Source organism: Burkholderia catarinensis (assembly GCF_001883705.2).
GTDB lineage: Bacteria > Pseudomonadota > Gammaproteobacteria > Burkholderiales > Burkholderiaceae > Burkholderia > Burkholderia catarinensis.
Genome location: NZ_MDEQ02000026.1, coordinates 24267 through 40120, shown reverse-complemented (window position 1 = coordinate 40120; position 15854 = coordinate 24267). Strand labels below are relative to the sequence as shown.

At 68.7% G+C, this 15854-nt stretch carries 15 protein-coding genes; 7 read left to right on the top strand and 8 right to left on the bottom strand.

What is annotated here, in order from left to right:
• Window positions 1–184: 184 nt before the first annotated feature.
• Both BFF94_RS30445 and BFF94_RS30440 read right to left on the bottom strand, forming a co-directional pair.
• Complete coding sequence (locus BFF94_RS30445) at window positions 185–433, bottom strand: adhesin (protein WP_128844920.1); 249 nt, start codon at window positions 431–433, stop codon at window positions 185–187.
• Window positions 434–1088: 655 nt separating this feature from the next.
• On the bottom strand, window positions 1089–1523 hold the full coding sequence (locus BFF94_RS30440) for a universal stress protein (protein WP_128844922.1): 435 nt from the start codon (window positions 1521–1523) through the stop codon (window positions 1089–1091).
• Window positions 1524–1891: 368 nt separating this feature from the next.
• On the opposite strand from BFF94_RS30440, the gene BFF94_RS30435 reads away from it, so the two are divergent.
• The 6 genes from BFF94_RS30435 to BFF94_RS30410 all read left to right on the top strand — a co-directional run bounded on the left by BFF94_RS30435 (window position 1892) and on the right by BFF94_RS30410 (window position 6951).
• The gene (locus BFF94_RS30435; RefSeq protein ID WP_128844924.1) at window positions 1892–3376 is read left to right on the top strand and encodes an amidase; all 1485 of its coding nucleotides are present in this window, start codon (window positions 1892–1894) and stop codon (window positions 3374–3376) included.
• Window positions 3377–3793: 417 nt separating this feature from the next.
• Entirely contained in the window at window positions 3794–4480 is a 687-nt protein-coding gene (locus BFF94_RS30430) for a hypothetical protein (RefSeq protein ID WP_219140174.1), read from the top strand.
• Window positions 4481–4602: 122 nt separating this feature from the next.
• Window positions 4603–5433: an arylamine N-acetyltransferase family protein gene (locus BFF94_RS30425; protein ID WP_128844926.1), complete on the top strand. Its 831-nt coding sequence runs from the start codon at window positions 4603–4605 to the stop codon at window positions 5431–5433.
• Between the two features lie 115 nt (window positions 5434–5548).
• Window positions 5549–5725, top strand: coding sequence for a ribbon-helix-helix domain-containing protein (locus BFF94_RS30420; protein ID WP_128844928.1), 177 nt, complete (start codon window positions 5549–5551; stop codon window positions 5723–5725).
• A gap of 1 nt (window position 5726) precedes the next feature.
• On the top strand, window positions 5727–6077 hold the full coding sequence (locus BFF94_RS30415; RefSeq protein WP_128844930.1) for a VOC family protein: 351 nt from the start codon (window positions 5727–5729) through the stop codon (window positions 6075–6077).
• Window positions 6078–6084: 7 nt separating this feature from the next.
• Complete coding sequence (locus tag BFF94_RS30410) at window positions 6085–6951, top strand: class I SAM-dependent methyltransferase (RefSeq protein WP_128844932.1); 867 nt, start codon at window positions 6085–6087, stop codon at window positions 6949–6951.
• A 22-nt stretch (window positions 6952–6973) separates the two neighbouring features.
• On the opposite strand, the gene BFF94_RS30405 is transcribed toward BFF94_RS30410, so the two are convergent.
• The 5 genes from BFF94_RS30405 to BFF94_RS30385 form a co-directional block, all read right to left on the bottom strand.
• On the bottom strand, window positions 6974–11815 hold the full coding sequence (locus BFF94_RS30405) for an NAD-glutamate dehydrogenase (RefSeq protein ID WP_219140173.1): 4842 nt from the start codon (window positions 11813–11815) through the stop codon (window positions 6974–6976).
• Between the two features lie 145 nt (window positions 11816–11960).
• Window positions 11961–12182: a hypothetical protein gene (locus BFF94_RS30400; protein WP_128846281.1), complete on the bottom strand. Its 222-nt coding sequence runs from the start codon at window positions 12180–12182 to the stop codon at window positions 11961–11963.
• Between the two features lie 93 nt (window positions 12183–12275).
• The gene (locus BFF94_RS30395; RefSeq protein ID WP_128846283.1) at window positions 12276–12464 is read right to left on the bottom strand and encodes a 4-oxalocrotonate tautomerase; all 189 of its coding nucleotides are present in this window, start codon (window positions 12462–12464) and stop codon (window positions 12276–12278) included.
• A 55-nt stretch (window positions 12465–12519) separates the two neighbouring features.
• Window positions 12520–13296, bottom strand: a complete 777-nt coding sequence (locus BFF94_RS30390; protein WP_128846286.1) for a class II aldolase/adducin family protein — start codon at window positions 13294–13296, stop codon at window positions 12520–12522.
• A complete protein-coding gene (locus tag BFF94_RS30385; protein ID WP_219140172.1) occupies window positions 13271–14164 on the bottom strand; it encodes an urea transporter in 894 nt (297 codons plus the stop codon). Before BFF94_RS30385 ends, BFF94_RS30390 begins: the two co-directional genes overlap by 26 nt.
• Before the next feature lie 254 nt (window positions 14165–14418).
• On the opposite strand from BFF94_RS30385, the gene BFF94_RS30380 reads away from it, so the two are divergent.
• Window positions 14419–14985 (top strand): putative glycolipid-binding domain-containing protein, encoded by a 567-nt coding sequence (locus tag BFF94_RS30380; protein ID WP_128845411.1) that lies wholly within the window; start codon window positions 14419–14421, stop codon window positions 14983–14985.
• Here the strand turns inward: BFF94_RS30380 and BFF94_RS30375 are convergent.
• Window positions 14940–15851: an alpha/beta fold hydrolase gene (locus BFF94_RS30375; RefSeq protein ID WP_219140171.1), complete on the bottom strand. Its 912-nt coding sequence runs from the start codon at window positions 15849–15851 to the stop codon at window positions 14940–14942. The genes BFF94_RS30380 and BFF94_RS30375 overlap by 46 nt on opposite strands.
• Window positions 15852–15854: the final 3 nt, after the last annotated feature.

The window sequence follows — 15854 nt, the reverse complement described above, 5'->3', positions numbered from 1 at the left end:
GCGCAGTTGTCGATGCGGCTGCGGCTTCCCGGCGGCCGCACGGACCACGAGCAGACGTTCGGCGTGACCGGCGTCCGGGTGGTGACATCCGTCGAAACGTCGATCGGGAAAGTGACGGCGAACGGCGCGAATCGACGCCTGCGTTCACGATTTCGAGCGCAGCCGGCTTGCCGCCGGACGCGCGTCAGCGAGCGGCCATCGCGACGTCCTGGTTGCTTCGTCCCGTCACCAGGCAGCCCGACATGAATGCTTCGCCCTGGCTGCTGGCGGCTGCTTCTCCGAAGCCGCGGCCGAGCGCGTCGACCTTCACCTGCGCGGCGCCTTGCTCGCACGCGAGCGGGCTGGTGTCGCGGCCCTGCGCGTGCAGGATTGCGCGATCGCCGATGAGATACGCCAGCAGCGCGAAAACAGCGATATGTACGGCTCGTCTCATGGTTCGTCTCCTCGTTGCTCGAGCGTAACGCGGACACGTTTGACGACGCACTTGGGGGTTCCCCCGGTAAACGTCTGCTGAAATGGTGGCGGGGGCAGGGTGATCCTGTCCCGTTTCTCGTGGTTTACGCGTAAAAGGGCTTTCGGGTCGGCGGCCAGCGGCTTCAATGCGACCGGCGGACGAAGCCGGATGTGCGGCGACGCAATCGTGCGACGGATTTCCGCGCGGCAGGCGTGTGAATTACGCGAGTTTGACGAATGTCAGGGTCCGGGCAGGCGGGGGCGGTCGTGTCGCCGCTCGAGGCGATAGCATGAATCCATGATTTGACGGAACGAGATCGCGGATGAATGCATCGGTTCCGGCAAGCAGGTGCGTGTTGAACATCGCTATCGAAATAGTGAGGAATCCAAATGCTTAACGTCTCTTCCGTCCTGATCAGTCTCGCTCCGATGTGGGCAATTTTGCTCGTTGCGTCTTCGGCAGCCGCTTATTTCGTGTTCTGGCGCAAGGTCATCGAATAAGCGCTGCGCGAAGGCCGGTACGCGTGTGACGCGCGACGCGCGTACGTGCTGCGCTACTCATTCGAACGCCACCGGTGCAAACCCGCGGCCCGTCATGCGACCGGCCGCCGCCGCGCCGCCGGGCGATATCACCGTCATTGCACGGCCGTCACAGGCACATTCGAAATCCGCACGAGCCGGTCCATCACGCTGCGGCGGAACACCGACATCAGCGCATGAAGCGGATCATGCCTCGGCGCGACCACCACGATCTCGTCGCAGCCGGTCTCGGCCGCCACGGCCGCGATCGTATCGGCCACCCGGCCCACCTTCATCACGACGCTGTACTTGACGCCGGCTTCCTGCAGAATCCGCTCCGCCTGGGCCAGATCGTCGGACGCGAACTTCTCCTCGATCGACCGCAGTCGCGACAGCGGATGGTAGGCCTCGAGCCGCGTCGACTCGAGCGGCGCCTGGACATTGATCAGCACGATCTCCGATGCGCATCGTTCGCGATACAGGAATGTCGCGTGGCGAACCGCCTGCAGCGAGCGTGGCGAGTGACCGACCGGAACCAGCAGCTTGAGCATGAACGTTGTCCAGGGAACGAGGTGATTCCAGCGTAGCGCGCCGCCGGGCCGAACCATCTAAAGAGATCGGGCGACCGCGTAAAAATGTCGTTAACGCGTGCCGTCTCGTGTGGCGCCTATTAGAAATATAAGAAATTTAAGTTTATGCGCATAAACGATTTCATTGGCCGGGACGGCGCGGGCGACCCGTTGCCCGTCGCGCCGATTTAGTCGGATCCGCAATGAATCGCGGCGGAAAATATCGGAGGTCGCCGATCCGGCGTCGCGTAGAGTAGTGAATCGGCCGCGGCGCGGCCCCTCCTGCCGGTCCGGGAGCGACCGCCGCCGCCACGCGGCCCGCCATTCCATTCCGATTCCAGGAGACCCGCATGCCGCACGGCGCCCCGCAGCTTCTCGCTCCCGCTTCCATTCCCGTCGATCCGATCGTGCGCCTGTCGGCAGGCGAGCTCGCGGCGGCGATCCGCGGCAAGGCGGTGTCGTGCGTCGAGACGATGCGCGCGTATCTCGATCACATCGAGCGCGTGAACGGCGCGGTCAATGCGATCGTCGCGCTGCGCGACCGCGATGCGTTGCTCGCCGAGGCCGCGGAAAAGGATGCCGCGCTGGCGCGCGGCGAGTACCACGGCTGGATGCACGGGATGCCGCAGGCGCCGAAGGATCTGGCGATGACGACGGGGCTGCGGACGACCTACGGTTCGCCGATCTTCCGCGAGAACGTGCCGCAGGCCGATTCCGTGGGCGTCGCGCGGATGCGCGCGGCCGGCGCGATCTTCATCGGCAAGACCAACACGCCTGAGTTCGGGCTCGGCTCGCACACGTTCAACGAGGTCTACGGCGCGACACGCAATCCGTACGACCTGACGAAGAGCGCCGGCGGCAGCAGCGGCGGCACGGCGGCGGCGCTCGCGTCGCGGATGCTGCCGGTGGCGGACGGCAGCGATTTCGGCGGTTCGCTGCGCAATCCGGCCGCGTTCTGCAACATCTACGGCTTCCGCCCGTCGCAGGGCCGTGTGCCGCGCTGGCCGGGCGTCGACGTGTTCGTGCAGCAGCTCGGCATCGAAGGACCGATGGGCCGCACGGTCGGCGACGTCGCGCAGTTGCTCGCGATCCAGGCCGGCTACGACCGCAACGATCCGCTGTCGCTCGCGGAAGATCCGGCCGTGTTCGCGCAGCCGCTCGACGCTGACCTGCGCGGCAAGCGCGTCGCGTGGGTCGGCGACTGGAACGGCTATCTCGCGACCGAGGCCGGCGTGCTCGCGCAGTGCGAACAGGGGCTGGCGACGCTGCGCGAGATCGGCTGCGACGTCGATGCCGCACTGCCGGCGTTCGCGCCCGACCGGATCTGGCGCCTGTGGCTTGCGCACCGGCATCTGCTGTCCGGCGGCGGGCTGCTCGCGCACTATCGCGACCCGGCGCGGCGCGCGTTGCTGAAGCCCGAGGCGATCTACGAGGTCGAAGGGCTGCTCGCGATGCAGGGCGCGGCCGTGTTCGATGCGAGCGTCGAGCGCACCGCGTGGCATCAGGCCGTGCTGAGCTTCTTCGACCGCTACGACTTCATCGCGGCGCCGACCGCGCAGGTGTTCCCGTTCGACGTCGATCAGCGCTGGCCGAAGGAGATCGCGGGCCGCGCGATGGACACCTATCACCGCTGGATGGAAACGGTCGTGCCGTGGACGCTGGCCGGCTGCCCGGTAATCAACGTGCCGGTCGGCTTCAACGACGCGGGGCTGCCGATGGGGATGCAGCTGATCGGGCGTCCGCGCGCCGATCTCGCCGTGCTGCAGCTCGCGCGCGGCTACGAGCAGGCGGCCGACTGGGTGGCCCGGCGGGTGCCGACCTGGATGGCCGCGTAACGTCGCGGCCGGCGGGAAGCCGGTAGCGGGCGACTGGCGAACGGCGAACGGCGAACGGCAACGAAACGGGCGGCGGCGGGCTGCCCGTTTTGCTGCGATCCGCGGACGTGATGCCTGTCGGCGTGCCTCGCGTCGGCCATGGACGCGTTGCCACGGCGCCGCGCGACGGCGCTGCGTGCGCCGCGACGCTTGCGAAGGCCGGACGCCGCCGTCATTGATGCAGCCGGAGAACGAATCCCGGCACCCGTGCGATATCGCGCGGCAAACGCGGACGAATCCGCGCGACGATGCCGGCCGGTCGCAGAATTGCAAGCGGCCGCGCGGCGTGATTTCGTTTCGATGTGTTTCAGTCGTTGCGGCGGCGCGCGACGCGCTTCGACAATAACGGCCTCAATCATTCGGGCACGAGGGAAACACATGAAGCACATTCGCGCGACGGGCCGGCACCTGGCCTCGGCAGGCATCGCGTTCGGCATGCTGGTGAGCGGTGCCGCGCACGCGCAGCTCGACCTGCAATCGATCGGCGCGTCGCTGCTCGGCGGCGGCCAGCAGCAGGCCGCACCCGCGCAGGGCGGCGTCGCGCAACTGCTGCAGGCCTATGTCGGCGCGAACCGGCAGGCGCTGTCCGGCCAGTCTTCGCTGGCATCGGCGATGGGGCTGACCGGCGCGGCAGGGCAGGCGCAGCAGGCCGCGAGCCAGCTGTCCGGCGGCGATGCGCTGACGCCGGCCGCGCTGTCGCAGATGGGCGGCGCGCAGCAGTCGGTGTCGCAGGCGCTCGGCCAGGCGTTCGCGAGCGGCGGCGCGACGCACGGCCCGATCGACAAGCAGGCGTTCAGCAACGGCCTCGCGTCGCTCGGGCAGGGGCTCACGCAGTATTCGCAACTGCAGTCGGGGCTCGGCAATCTCGGTTCGACGAGCGCGGCGTCGTTGCTGCAGTCGGGCCTGAATCCGCAGAACATGCAGGCCGCGTCGTATATTGCGCAAAGCGCGCCGGGCCAGTTGCAGTCGCTCGCGGCGACGCTCGGCCAGGCCGTGCAGTTCGCGACGAGCCAGGGCATTTCGGTGCCGTCGGTCGCATCGTCCGCGCTGAAGCTGCTGCCGTAACGTTGGCGGGTGCGCGCGCGATGCGGTGCCGGCATCGCGCGCGCCGACGGGCAATTGCCCCGCACAACATGGGGGTGTCGCGCGATGCTATCGTGGCGTGTCCCTTTTATCGGTGCCGGTTCATGACTGACTCGTTCGACCTCTCGCGCTATTTCTCCCGCATCGGCTACGATGGCCCGGCCGAGCCGACGCTCGACGTGCTGCGCCGGCTGCATCTGCTGCATCCGCAGGCGATCCCGTTCGAGAACCTCAATCCGCTGACCGGCGCGCGCGTCGCGCTCGACCTGCCCGCGCTCGTCGACAAGGTGATCGAACGCCGCCGCGGCGGCTACTGCTTCGAACTGAACAAGGTGTTCTACACCGCGCTTACGACGATCGGCTTTCGCGTGACGCCGCTGATCGGGCGCGTGCGCTGGATGCGGCCGCCCGAGATCGTCACCGCGCAGACGCACATGCTGCTGCGCATCGATCTCGACGGCGCGGTGTGGCTCGCGGACATCGGCTTCGGCAGCGCGACGCTGACCACGCCGCTGCGCTTCGTGCCGGGCGAGCGGCAACTGACGCCGCACGGCGCGTTTCGTGTAATCGACGCGCCGGTCGACGGCGAATTCGACATGCAGTTCGAGATCCCGGACGGCTGGCAGACGACCTACCGCTTTTCGCTGAAACCGGCCGAATGGATCGATTACGACGCCGCGAACTGGTTCACGTCGACGTATCCCGAATCGATCTTCGTGAACGACCTGATCGCGTGCCGCGTGCTGCCGGACGGCCGCGCGGCGCTGTTCAATACCGTGCTGACGCTGCGCGATGCCGCGGGGGCCGGGCGCACGGTCACGTTCGACAATGCAGCCGAATGGGCCGTGTGCCTGCGCGACACGATCGGCATCGATACGGCGGGATTCGATCTCGACGCGCTGTTCGCGCGGCTGGCGGCGCGCGCCGCGAACTAGCGCGAACGCACGATATGTCGATGGCGGCCCGGACGCGGGCCGCGCCCCGATCAAATGATTCATCCCGGCCGCGCGTGCGGTTGACTTTTGCTAGATTGCTAGCATACTAGCCTCCATGACCGACGAAGAAGTGAAGCAATTCAACGTGTACCTGCCGCTCGGCCTGATCCGGCAGGTCAAGCATCGCGCCATCGAAACGGAGCAATCGCTGTCCGCACTGGTGGCCGAGGCTTTGCGTGCGTATCTCGCCGCGCCGCCGCCGGGCGCGGGGCCGTCCACCAAGGAGGAGTGATATGTCATCCGAGCGAATCGAAGCCGTGTACCTGACCACGCACAACTGGGGCAAGTCGGCGAAGTTCTTCCAGGCGCTGGGTTTCACGCTGGAATTCGAAACCGATCACAACTCGGGCCAGTTGCGCAGCGGCGACGGACCGTTCCTGTTCATCGCCGAAGTGCCGCCGGGCGAAAAGCCCGACATGCAGGTCGTGATCAAGGTGGCCGACGAGCAGGCGGTGCAGCCGCAGCCGATCGTCGATGTCGTCACGCCGTTCGAGGACACGCACTGGGGCACACGCGACATGACCGTGCGCGATCCGGACGGCCGCGTGTGGCGCCTGCAGGCGCCGGGCAAGCAGGGCGCCTGAGGCCGCCATGACCGATACCGATACCCGCGAAGACGCCCCCGACAGCACGGCCGCACGCGTCGCGCTGTGGCGCGCGCTGCACGTCGAACTCGACGCGCCGCCGCATGTGCTTGCCGACGAAGTCGGCCTCCGGTTGCTCGCGCCGGAGCCGGGCTGGCAGCAACGCGGCGACATGGATCCGCAGTTCACGCGGCCGTTTCGCGCATCGATCGTCGCGCGGGCGCGCTTCATCGAGGAACTCGTGGCCGAGCAGGCCGCGCTCGGCGTGAGCCAGTACGTGATCCTCGGCGCGGGCCTCGACAGCTTCGTGCAGCGCAGGCCCGACATGGCGTCGCGCGTGACCGTCTTCGAAGTCGACCCGCCGGCGCCGCAGGCCTGGAAGCAGCGCCGCCTGGCCGAGCTCGGCTTCGGCGTGCCCGACTGGCTGCGTTTCGTGCCGTTCGATTTCGAGGCGAGGCAGTCGTGGCGCGACGCGCTCGTCGGCGCCGGCTTCGATGCCGGCAAGCCGGCGGTCGTGGTGTCCACCGGCGTCAGCATGTACCTGACGCGCGAGGCGAACGCGGCCGCGTTGCGCGAAGTCGCGTCGCTCGCACCGGGCTCGACGCTTGCGATGACGTTCCTGCTGCCGCTGGAGAACGCGGATCCGGACGTGCGCCCGGGCCTGGAAATGGCTGCGAAGGGCGCGCGCGCGAGCGGCACGCCGTTCATCAGCTTCTTCATGCCGGCGCAGATCCGGGTGCTCGCGCTGGAGGCCGGCTTCTCGAACGCCGCGCACGTATCGGCCGCCGAGCTGACGCGCCGCTATTTCGCCGATCGCACGGACGGCCTGCGGCCGCCGAACAACGCGGAGGAACTGCTGGTCGCGACGGTCTGAGCCGTCCCGCGCATCACGCGCATCACGCGCGTTCGAGCACGGCCATTTCCCGCACGATCACGAGCAGCACCGCGAGGCTCGCGCCGCCCGACGCGCGCAGGTCCGTCAGCAGGTGGTCGTAGCGGGCCAGCGCGGTTTCGCGGCGCTCGCGCCATGCGCCGACGATCGTTTCCGGCGTGGTCGAATCCGGCGATTCCGCGAGCGCGCTCGTCGCGAGCGTGCGCTTCAGCCGCGCGACTTCCGCGAGCGCCGCTGCGCGCGCCAGCATGTCCCAGTGCGTCGGCGTCGGCAGCGTCGCCGCGCGTTCGCCGATCCACCCGTAATTGAGCAGCGTGCCGAGCGAGAAATAGACGCCCGCGACGAGTTCGAGGCTGCGGTCGCAGGTCGCGGCCACTTCGGCGATGTCGAGCAGCGCGGCCGAGATGTCGCCGCTCGCGACACGCACCGCGAGCGCGCTGTCGACACCGGCTTCGACCAGCACGCGCTGCCGTTCGGACAGCGCCTCGAGATCGTCGGCCGGCAGCAGCGACGGCAGTTGCGGCGCGAGCCGCTGCGCCGCGTCGCGGCAGCGCGCGATCAGCTCGGCGACGCCGCCGTCGGCCACCGCGCCCGATTGCAGGTGCCGCAGGAACCACAGCGCCGCGCGCTCCAGCAGCCGTGCGACGTCGACGAACATGCGCGCCTGCACGTCGTCGGCGACGCGGTTGTCGAGCGCGTCGATGTCGCGCCATACCGCATCGAGGTCGAACACGTCGCGCGCCATGATGCACGCGCGCACGATGTCGCCCGGCTTCGCGTCGGTTTCTTCCATCAACCGGTGCACGAACGCGCTGCCGACGCGGTTCACGAGCGCGTTGGTCAGGTGCGTCGCGAGAATCTCGCGGCGCAGCGGATGGCGGCGCATCGGTTCGCTGAAGCGCTGCTGCAGCGGTTTCGGGAAGTAGTCGACGAGCATCGCGGCAACCAGCGGATCCTCGGGCACGTCGGATTCGAGCAGCGCGTCGTAGAGCCACATCTTGCTGTACGCGAGCAGCACCGCGCGCTCCGGCGACGTGAGGCCGAGCTTCGCGGCCTGCCGCTCGGCGACTTCGTCGTCGGTCGGCAGGAATTCGATCACGCGGTTCAGGCGGCCCGCGCGTTCGAGCCAGCGCATCAGGCGCGCCTCGGCGTCGAGCAGCTCGACCGCATAGCGACCGGCGATCGACAGCGCCTGCGTCTGGTAGTAGTTGTCACGCAGCACGAGCAGCCCGACTTCGTCGGTCATCTCCGCGAGCAACGCGTTGCGCTGCTTCTCGGTCATCTCGCCGTCGGACACGACGAGCCCGAGCAGGATCTTGATGTTGACTTCGTGATCCGAACAATCGACGCCGGCCGAGTTGTCGATCGCATCGGTGTTCATGCGGCCGCCGCGCTGCGCGAACTCGATCCGGCCGAACTGCGTGCAGCCGAGGTTGCCGCCTTCGCCGACCACCTTGCAGCGCAGGTCCGCGCCGTTCACGCGCACCGCGTCGTTCGCGCGGTCGCCGACCTGCAGGTGGGTTTCGCGCGCGGCCTTCACGTAGGTGCCGATGCCGCCGTTGTACAGCAGGTCGACCGGCGCCTGCAGGATCGCGCGGATCAGCTCGGTCGGCGGCAGCGCTTGCGCGTCGATGCCGAGCGCGGCCTGCACGGCCGGCGACAGCGGGATCGTCTTCGCGGTGCGCGGGTAGACGCCGCCGCCCGCCGAGATCGCGGCCGGATCGTAGTCGGCCCAGCTCGAGCGTTCGAGCGCGAACATGCGCTCGCGCTCCGCGAAGCTCGTCGCGGGATCGGGGTTCGGGTCGAGGAACACGTGCCGGTGATCGAACGCGGCGACGAGCCGGATATGCGGCGACAGCAGCATCCCGTTGCCGAACACGTCGCCCGACATGTCGCCGACGCCGACCACCGTGAAGTCGGTCGTCTGCGTATCGACGCCCATCTCGCGGAAGTGCCGCTTCACCGATTCCCACGCGCCGCGCGCGGTGATCGCCATTTTCTTGTGGTCGTAGCCGACCGAGCCTCCGGACGCGAACGCGTCGTCGAGCCAGAAGCCGTATTCGCGCGAGATCGCGTTCGCGTAGTCGGAGAAGGTGGCCGTGCCCTTGTCGGCGGCGACGACCAGATACGGATCGTCGGGGTCGTGGCGCACCACGTCGGGCGGCGGCACGATCGCGTCGCCGGCCAGGTTGTCGGTCAGGTCGAGCAGGCCGCGCAGGAACGTCTGGTAGCACGCGATGCCTTCGCGCATCCACGCTTCGCGATCGCTCGGCGGCGGCGGGTTCTTCACGACGAAGCCGCCTTTCGAGCCGACCGGCACGATCACGACGTTCTTTACCATCTGCGCCTTCATCAGCCCGAGCACCTCGGTGCGGAAATCCTCGCGGCGATCCGACCAGCGCAGGCCGCCGCGCGCGACCCGCCCGCCGCGCAGGTGCACGCCCTCGACGCGCGGCGAATACACCCAGATCTCGAACATCGGCTTCGGTTCGGGCAGGCCCGGTACCTTCGCCGGATTGAACTTGAACGACAGGTACGGCTTCGATTCGCCGTTCGCGTCGGCGAGGAAGTAGTTCGTGCGCTCGGTCGCGTTGATCACGCCGAGGAACTGGCGCAGGATACGGTCCTCGTCGAGGTTCGGCACCTGGTCGAGCGCGGCCTCGATCGCCTTCAGCAGCCGTTCGGCCTGCACGTCGCGCGTCTCGCCGGTGCGCGGGTCGAAGCGCAGCAGGAACAGCTCGACGAGCTGCCGCGCGATCGCCGGATTGCCGGTCAGCGCGCGTTCGATGTACGCATCGCTGAACGTTGAGCCGACCTGTCGCAGGTATTTCGCGTACGCGCGCAGGATCGTGACTTCGTGTGCGCTCAGCTGTGCGCGCAGCACGAGGCGGTTGAAGTCGTCGTTCTCGATCCGGCCGCTCCAGATCCGGTCGAATGCATCCTCGAACAGGCCTTTCACGCGCTCGATGTCGAACTCGGCATCGTCGGCGAGTTCCAGGCCGAAGTCGTGCACCCATGCGTGCGCGGCGTCCTGCGTCTGGATCCGGTACGGCCGCTCCTCATCGACGCGCACGCCGAGGTGCTCGAGCATCGGCAGGCTGCGCGACAGCGCGATCGGGTCGCCCGCGCGATAGACCTTGAAGCGGAACGCACGCGCTTCGGCCTCGATCGGCCGGTACAGGTTCATCGCGAGCTGGCCCGAATCCTTCACGCGCTCGATCAGCTCGATGTCGCGCACGGCCGTGCGCGCCGGATAGTCGTCGCGATAGCCGGCCGGGAACGAGTCCGCATAGCGCTGCAGCAGGCGGTTGCCTTGCTCTTCGCCGAATGCGTCGAGCAGCGCGTCGGCGAGATCGTCCTGCCAGCGGCGCGCGACTTGCACGAGCCGCGTTTCGAGCTCGCGCGTGTCGACGTCGGGCATCGTGCCCGGTTCCGCGTGCACGACGAAATGAATGCGCGCGATCGCCGATTCCGACAGCAGCGGCGTGAATTCGACGTTCACGCCGTTGTACGCGTCGACGAGCAGCTTCGCGATGCGCCGGCGCAGGTCGGTGTTGTACTTGTCGCGCGGCACGAACGCGAGGCACGACACGAAGCGGTCGAACCGGTCGCGGCGCACGAACAGGCGCGTGCGCTGGTGTTCCTGCAGCCGCAGGATGCCGAGCGCGATGTCGTAGAGCTGGTCTTCGTCGGCCTGGAACAGCTCGTCGCGCGGATAGGTTTCGAGCACCGTCACGAGCGACTTGCCGAGATGCCCCTTCGGCAGGAAGCCCGCGCGCTGCACGATGTTCGCGCACTTGCGGCGCACGATCGGGATCTCGGCGCTCGACACCCTGTATGCGGTCGACGTGTAGAGCCCGATGAAGCGGCGCTCGCCGGTGATCGTGCCGTCGGCGCCGACGAGTTTCACGCCGACATAGTCGAGATAGCCGGGCCGGTGCACGGTCGCGCGCGAATTCGCCTTGGTCAGGAAGATCGGCCAGGAGCCGGTGATGATGTCGGCCGCGGCCTGCGGCAACGGCGTCACGTCGGGCGAGCCCGACGTGCGCAGCGATTCGCGCAGGATGCCGAGGCCCGAACCCTCGATGCCGCGCAGGCCGAAGCCCGCGCCGTCCGACACGAGCGCGTAGTCGCGCTGGCCGAGGAACGTGAAGTGATCGGCGGCCATCCATTCGAGGAACGCGCGCGCCTCGATGTCTTCCGCGGTCGATTCGCGCGCCTTCATTTCCTTGATCGTCGCGCGGGCGATGTCGACGATCTTCGGCCAGTCCTCGACCGATGCGCGTACGTCGCCGAGCACGTGCGCGATGTCTTCGCGCAGCGTGTCGAGCAGCGCGGCGTCGCCGCAGCGGTCGACTTCGAAATGGATGAACGACGCGAGTTGCGACTGGCCGTCGCCGGGCGTCGCGCCACCCGCGTCGACGCGCTCGATGCCGCCGTTGCCGCCGCGCCAGAGGCGGAACACGGGGTGCAGCGCCGAATGCAGCGCCAGCCCGAGGCGGTTGACGGCCATTGTCACGGAGTCGACGAGGAACGGCATGTCGTCGTTGACGATCTCGATGACCGTGTGGTCGGAGTGCCAGCCGTGCTGTTCGAGGATCGGGTTGTACACGCGCAGCCGCTCGCTGCCGGGGACGAATTTCTGCGCGGTCTGCCAGTGCGCCATCGCGGCGCCGTAGAGATCGGCGATGCCGCGGTTTTGGAGGTCGTCGGCGTCGACGAAATCGTAGTAATGATGCAGGAACGGTTCGACGATCCGGAACGTGGCTTCGGGCAGGCGCCCGCGCGCGAATTCGACGACATCGGAGAGCAGGTGTGCGACGACTTCCTCGTTCTTCGCTTCCATGGCGGTCTCCTCGTCGGGGCCATTGGCTGCTGCGGGTGTGTTCGGCATTATGCGCCGAATGCGTGACGGCGCGATGTGCGGGCGCACAACGGGAGCAGCGGAGGAGGCCGCATGCAACGCCGGTGCCTGGCGTTGCATGCGCGGGTCAAGCCAGGTCCGACGGCTTCAGGTCGGGATGCCGTGCGTAGAGCGGGTTCATGAAGTCGACCAGCATCGTGGTCAGCAACTGCGACACGAATTCGCGATAGGCGACGAATTCATCCGGAGGGCAAGTCTCCTTGACCTGCCGAAGCGACTCATCCAGGTGCGCGCCCATCGACAGGATCATGGTGTTCAGCGTCGTGGCGATACGTTGGTCTTCGATCATGCGGTCTCCTGCGCGCAGCGCGTTCGTTCGGGTGTCACCGAGGTTCGAACGGGGGTTGCCCGGGGAGTTCCGCCGATGCCGAATTGCCCGGTATCAGCGCGGCTCGCTCCACAGCTTCCCGGCCGTCGCCCAGTTCTCCTTCTTCACGTCGGTGATGATGATGTCGACCGAGCCCGGCTCGCAGCCAAGCGTCTCGCACGTGACGCGCGTGATTGCTTCGACGAATTCGCGCTTCTGGTCGACGGTGCGGCCTTCGAACAGCTGGATATTGAAAGTCGGCATGACTGAATGCTCCGATGGTTGGGGTGAACGATTCGCCTGGGGGCCGGCGGCGGCGTCAATCGCGATACGACGGATCGATCCGGTCGAGGCGGCGCAGCAGCGCCGGCCATTCCAGTTCGCCCTCGATCGCGCCGCCGTCGCGCAGTTGTTCGGCCGTGCGGTCGGCGACGGCCGGATCGGGCAGCACGAGCGGCCCGCCGCCAGCCTGCGCGCGCACCTGGATGTCGCACGCCTTGATCAGCGTATCCATCAGCACATAGGCTTCGGCGACGGTGCGGCCAACCGTCAGCGTGCCGTGATTGCGCAGCAGCATCGCGGGTTTCGCGCCGAGGTTCGCGGTCAGCCGTGCGCCTTCGGCCGGCGAGAACGCGAGCGCCTCGTAGTCGTGGTACGCGAGGTCGCCATGAAAGCGCAACGCATGCTGCGACGCGGGCAGCAGCCCGTCGCGCTGGATCGACACGGCGATGCCGGCCGTATTGTGCAGGTGCATCACGCAGACGGCGTCGGCGCGCGCGGCGTGCACGGCCGCATGCAGCGCGAAGCCCGTCACGTTGACCGCGTGCTCGCCGTCGCCGATCCGGTTGCCGGCCAGGTCGATCTTCACGAGGTTCGACGCGCGAACCTCGTCGAACGTGAGGCCGAACGGATTGATCAGGAAGTGGCCGGGTTCGCCGGGCACGGTCGCGGACAGGTGCGTGTAGATCAGGTCGTCCCAGCCGTTCAGCGCGACGAGCCGGTACGCGGCGGCGAGGTCGACGCGCAATTGGCGTTCGGCATCCGAGGTCGGGCCGCCGGGCTTCACGGCATCAGGACGGTGTGCGAATGACGACATCGGGTTCTCCGAGGGTGAAGCGGCGCGCGATGGCCACCGTGACCCACGACGCGAGCGCGAACGGGGCCGTGAACGCGGGGAGGTCCGCGCACGTCGCGAGCCACTGGATCAGCGCGGCGAGTGCGGCGGCCGCAAGCGCCGCGCGCGGGCCGCGCGGCATCAACGCGAGCGCGGCGAGCGCGCCGTTGAAGCCGAGCAGGCCGTCGGCGAACGACGGACCGCTCGCGCCGAGCGCAACCAGCAGCACGGTCGACACGATCGCGCCGCCGAGCGCGAACGCGGCCGCCCGGCGCGACGCGACGGCGATGCCGGCGACGATCAGCGCGCCGGCCCACGCGCCGTGAGCGAAGGTGGTCTGGGCGACGCCCGACAGCAACGCGTCGGCTGCGGAAGCGAGTGTCGGCACCGGGCCGGCCGTCGTGCCACCCACATGTTGCGGTGCGACAAACGGCAACCACAGCGCGGTGACGGCGAGGCACGGGCTTGAATACGGGCACTGGCGCCAGCGGGCGAGCGGCACCCGCATCGCGCGCTGCACGAGCGCCGCGCCGATTGCGGCCAGCGGCACCAGTGCGAGCGCGGCGCTTGGATGGGGCGCGAACAGCACGGCGAGCAATGCGGCGAGCGCGCCGTTGAAGCCGTGCAGCCCCTGTTCGACGTCGCGGCGCTCGGCGCCCGTCAGCACGGCGGCCATGCTGGCGGCGGCCGAGCCGACCAGCGCGGCGCACGCGAGCCGCAGGTCGGTCAGCGCCAGCGCGGCGAGCAGCAGCGCGCCGGTGAGCGCATTCGCCTGCAGCACGACCTGCCCGATGCCGCGCAGCAAAATGCGCAGGTCGATCGACGGCGAGACGGGGCGGACGGTAGGCATGATGGCGGCGGAACAGGATGAGCCGCGAGCATAGGACACAAAACCATGCACCGGAATAGGGAAGTCTGGATAGTCAGGATTTGTGGGTGATGCCCTGAATCGGGCAATGCGGATGTCGATCCGTGCGTGACCGCCGCGCCGTTGGCGTTTTCGGCGACGTTGCTTTTTGGTAGTGAACCTGGGCGGCAGTTGGCGCTTTCGTTGAGCGATTTGTGCGACGATGCCCGGCATCGGGCAAACCGGGAGGCGGAAGGATGCGCGAAGTGCGTTGGGCGTCGCTCGAAGGCGACGGGGTCGAACATCTGACGTTCGACCGGAACGGCGGCGGCATCGTCGTCGAAAGCGCCGTGGTCGGCCAGCGGTACGGCCGCGCGTACGGGCTTGCATACCGGGTCGTGTGCGATCCGCAGTGGCGGGTCAGGTACGCGGTGCTCAAGGTGATGGGCGGCGGCACGCTCGAACTGTGCGGCGCCGGCGCCGGCGCCGGCCACTGGCGCGACGGCGCGGGCCGCGCGCTGCCGGCGCTCGACGGCTGCGTCGACATCGACATCGCGGCGACGCCGTTCACGAATTCGCTGCCGATCGGCCGCCTCGGGCTCGTGCGCGGCGAGCGGCGGCCGATCGATGTCGCGTACATCGCGACGCCGGACCTGACGGTCACGCCGGTCAAGCAGGCCTACGCGTGCATCGAGCCGGGCCGGCGCTACCGCTACGAAGGAATCTTCCGGGATTTCACGGCCGAGATGGACATCGACGACGACGGGCTCGTCGTCGACTACGAGACGCTGTTCAGACGCCTGCCGGCGCCGACGGGGCGCTGAACCGCGGCGGTCGTGATCGCCGGCCGCTCGTGTGCGGACGCGAAGCGGTCGATCCGCGACGCGATCAGGTCCGGGTGGCGCAGCACGATCCAGTGCGTGCCGTCGATCTCCTCGCGTACGTGCTCGCCGAGCCAGCGGTCGAGATCGACCGACATCTCCGGCGTCACGTAGCGATCGCGCACCGGCACCAGGATCTGCACGGGCGCCTGCGCGTACCGTTCGCGCGGCTTGCGCGCCCGTGCGAGAAAGTTCGCGCGGTACAACTGCAGGCCGTTCAGCGCGTTCTTCAGTTGCACGGGATCGCGCTCGGCGCGCACGCGTTCGGTGAACTGCAGCCAGCGCGGCCACAGCGCCGCGCCGCCCAGCCGCCATACCAGCGACGGCACGAGCGGCAGGTGGAAGAACGCGATGTACCACGACTTCAGGCTTTGCTTGAGCCGCATCTTCGCGCGGAACACGTGGTCGAGGCACGGGCCCGAGATCGACGTGTACGACGCGATCCGGCCGCGGAACGCGGGGTCGGTCACGGCCTCCCAGCACTGGATCGAGCCCCAGTCGTGGCCGACGAGATGGAACGGCCGGCCGCCGCAGGTCGCGTCGGCCACCGCCTTCAGGTCGCCGGCGAGCCGCTCGAGCGTGTAGTCGGCGCGGCGGCGCGGCGCATCGGACGCGCCGGCGCCGCGCACGTCGTACGCGATCACGCGGTAGCGCTTCGCGAGCCGCGCGCGGATCGGCGCCCACACGGCCGCCGAATCGGGATAGCCGTGCACGAGGATCAGCGGCGGCGCGCGACGCGACCCGCTTACGTAGACGGCGAGTTTCACGTCGCCGGACTGGACGGTCAGCATCGCGTGGGCGCGCGCCATGGC

What these genes read in the sequence shown, in the direction of transcription:
- BFF94_RS30445 (WP_128844920.1), bottom strand. Translation starts at nt 433, where the DNA reads ATGAGACGAGCCGTACATATCGCTGTTTTCGCGCTGCTGGCGTATCTC.
- BFF94_RS30440 (WP_128844922.1), bottom strand. Translation starts at nt 1,523, where the DNA reads ATGCTCAAGCTGCTGGTTCCGGTCGGTCACTCGCCACGCTCGCTGCAG.
- BFF94_RS30435 (WP_128844924.1), top strand. Translation starts at nt 1,892, where the DNA reads ATGCCGCACGGCGCCCCGCAGCTTCTCGCTCCCGCTTCCATTCCCGTC.
- BFF94_RS30430 (WP_219140174.1), top strand. Translation starts at nt 3,794, where the DNA reads ATGAAGCACATTCGCGCGACGGGCCGGCACCTGGCCTCGGCAGGCATC.
- BFF94_RS30425 (WP_128844926.1), top strand. Translation starts at nt 4,603, where the DNA reads ATGACTGACTCGTTCGACCTCTCGCGCTATTTCTCCCGCATCGGCTAC.
- BFF94_RS30420 (WP_128844928.1), top strand. Translation starts at nt 5,549, where the DNA reads ATGACCGACGAAGAAGTGAAGCAATTCAACGTGTACCTGCCGCTCGGC.
- BFF94_RS30415 (WP_128844930.1), top strand. Translation starts at nt 5,727, where the DNA reads ATGTCATCCGAGCGAATCGAAGCCGTGTACCTGACCACGCACAACTGG.
- BFF94_RS30410 (WP_128844932.1), top strand. Translation starts at nt 6,085, where the DNA reads ATGACCGATACCGATACCCGCGAAGACGCCCCCGACAGCACGGCCGCA.
- BFF94_RS30405 (WP_219140173.1), bottom strand. Translation starts at nt 11,815, where the DNA reads ATGGAAGCGAAGAACGAGGAAGTCGTCGCACACCTGCTCTCCGATGTC.
- BFF94_RS30400 (WP_128846281.1), bottom strand. Translation starts at nt 12,182, where the DNA reads ATGATCGAAGACCAACGTATCGCCACGACGCTGAACACCATGATCCTG.
- BFF94_RS30395 (WP_128846283.1), bottom strand. Translation starts at nt 12,464, where the DNA reads ATGCCGACTTTCAATATCCAGCTGTTCGAAGGCCGCACCGTCGACCAG.
- BFF94_RS30390 (WP_128846286.1), bottom strand. Translation starts at nt 13,296, where the DNA reads ATGTCGTCATTCGCACACCGTCCTGATGCCGTGAAGCCCGGCGGCCCG.
- BFF94_RS30385 (WP_219140172.1), bottom strand. Translation starts at nt 14,164, where the DNA reads ATGCCTACCGTCCGCCCCGTCTCGCCGTCGATCGACCTGCGCATTTTG.
- BFF94_RS30380 (WP_128845411.1), top strand. Translation starts at nt 14,419, where the DNA reads ATGCGCGAAGTGCGTTGGGCGTCGCTCGAAGGCGACGGGGTCGAACAT.
- BFF94_RS30375 (WP_219140171.1), bottom strand. Translation starts at nt 15,851, where the DNA reads ATGGCGCGCGCCCACGCGATGCTGACCGTCCAGTCCGGCGACGTGAAA.